1 protein-coding gene and 1 pseudogene are annotated in these 1,942 nt (G+C 31.5%); both read right to left on the bottom strand.

Annotated elements, in window-relative coordinates; all coding sequences use genetic code 11:
- A pseudogene (locus tag F3G76_RS10560) lies at positions 1-913 on the bottom strand (hypothetical protein); the annotation flags it as partial.
- Between the two features lie 802 nt (positions 914-1,715).
- Positions 1,716-1,942, bottom strand: a 227-nt coding sequence (locus tag F3G76_RS10555) for a hypothetical protein (protein WP_188116579.1), incomplete at its 5' end; no start/stop codon positions are given.

Genomic DNA, 1,942 nt, shown 5'->3' with positions numbered 1-1,942 from the left:
TAAATTTAAGCAGATCATCTCGTGATATGGATGTAATGTCCTTATTTGGATGAAAGAATTTAAATAATATATTACCTACTATATTTACCAGATCCATAGTGCTACTTGACCACTTTTGACTAACGCTAGTGTTAGCTGTAAAATTTTCAAATGCCGTTTTTAGTGTGATGATCTCCCTTCTCTCTATCTTTTTTTGACTAGGAGAACATGGCACTATCTCGTATTCTTGGACTGCCTCATCGTTTAAGCTACCCACAGCAAAGCTACTATCTCCAACTTTTATGCGTTTGCCTATTAGACGGCTATTACTAGATAGTATCTGCTCCGCATCCCTCTCATCACCTTTTGTTTTTACTAGCTTAAAAGGAGTGTTAAGTCCGTATTGTTGCTCAGCAGTTGCCATTATGGCATGTGAGAAATTTTTAGCTAGACTTTTGATATCTTCTTTTTTAAGAGGTAGCCCATTTGCTTCATCTAGAGCATTGATATTATCTTGGAAGCTATCTATACCAGTTGGCTCAAATTTATAACTTTCATCTTGTTTGCTTAAGAATTTAAGTCTTTTAGACACAAGGTTTGTACTCTTATCAAGCTTTGATATTAGGTAGTTTAGGGACAATATATGTTTTTCAAGCAGGGTTTGAGCTATGCTGGCTTTATCATCTTGGTCTATGGCTTTATCTAGACTATTAGATAAAATTTTAGCCATGCTATTTAAAGTCTCATTACTTTTATTAAGCAAATCAGGAAAGGTATTATCTTTTAAAGCCTCTTTAAAATGCCTATTTAGCGCATCTGCAAATTCAATATCTATCTTTTTATCATAAAGCGAATGCTCCTTTATGCTCTTATCGATCTTTGCTTGCATAAAACTATCAACTAATGAATCTATAATTCCTTGATTTAGCTTCATATCCACCGCCTTTGTTATGAGATAGATATATCTATCATAGATTCTAGCAGATTTTCTGGCTTTTAATAAGGAATAAGTCCCTAAGGAGAAAGATAGCTCTCTTGAGCATTTTAAAACTTTTCTTGCGTTTGGTGCGATGACGCTTCGGTAGTAATAAATTCCATTGCGGTTTTTTAGATGTATCATGGATTTGCAGTGGAACAAAAGTGGGACACTTGACTAGTGCTTATGACAAAAAATTGTTTGTAATGGCGATGTAGCAGGGCTTTAAGCGATATTTAAAAATTTATCTCATAAGCCGGAGGTCGGGAGTTCAATTCTCCCCCTTGACACCATTGATACCTAAACTACGATGTTTCTACAATATTATATTGCAGTCACCTTTCATAAAATATAGCTTAATGTTTGTAGCAAAATAAAATTTTTATGTAGCAAATTTTTAAGCTTGCAGTAATTTTAGCATGTTTTTTGTAAAAATTTTAAAATTTTACTAAGACATCAAAAGCCATGTGAGCTTGTGCGGAAATTATAAAAAGCCAACTTGTTATATATATTTTTTAAGTAAATATAAAAAATAAATTTTAATATTAAAAACAATATTTATTTTATTTTATGTTACCAAGAAACCATTTTTCCTTCTTGAGACATTCATATATCTATAAAAAATATTTTCATAAATAAAATATCTAAGTTTCTACATAATGAGTTAATAAAAAATATTAAGAATAATTAAAGCTATAGCACTGAGAATTTCGAAAGGGTATATGGATTGTCACTTTTAGTTTTTTAAAAGAGATGGCCATTAAGCCACCACTACTGTTTTAGTTGTATTTATATCGTCATTATATTTGCTATCAAGTCCACAAGCAAATTTTATATCCACAGTCTTTGCCTTGCTTGGCGTGACATAGATAAGATTGCTCTCATCGCTTATATCATCTACAAACTGAAAAAATCCTATACCGCTTTTTGGAAGTGTTGTATTTTTGTAAATAGATTCTATATATTTAGGTGTTATAAAGATGAAAT

Origin of the sequence: Campylobacter concisus, from assembly GCF_902460575.1 — a bacterium.
Taxonomy (GTDB): domain Bacteria; phylum Campylobacterota; class Campylobacteria; order Campylobacterales; family Campylobacteraceae; genus Campylobacter_A; species Campylobacter_A concisus_AW.
Note: the sequence above shows the minus strand (reverse complement) of the source record. Positions and strands in the feature narration are given on the sequence as shown.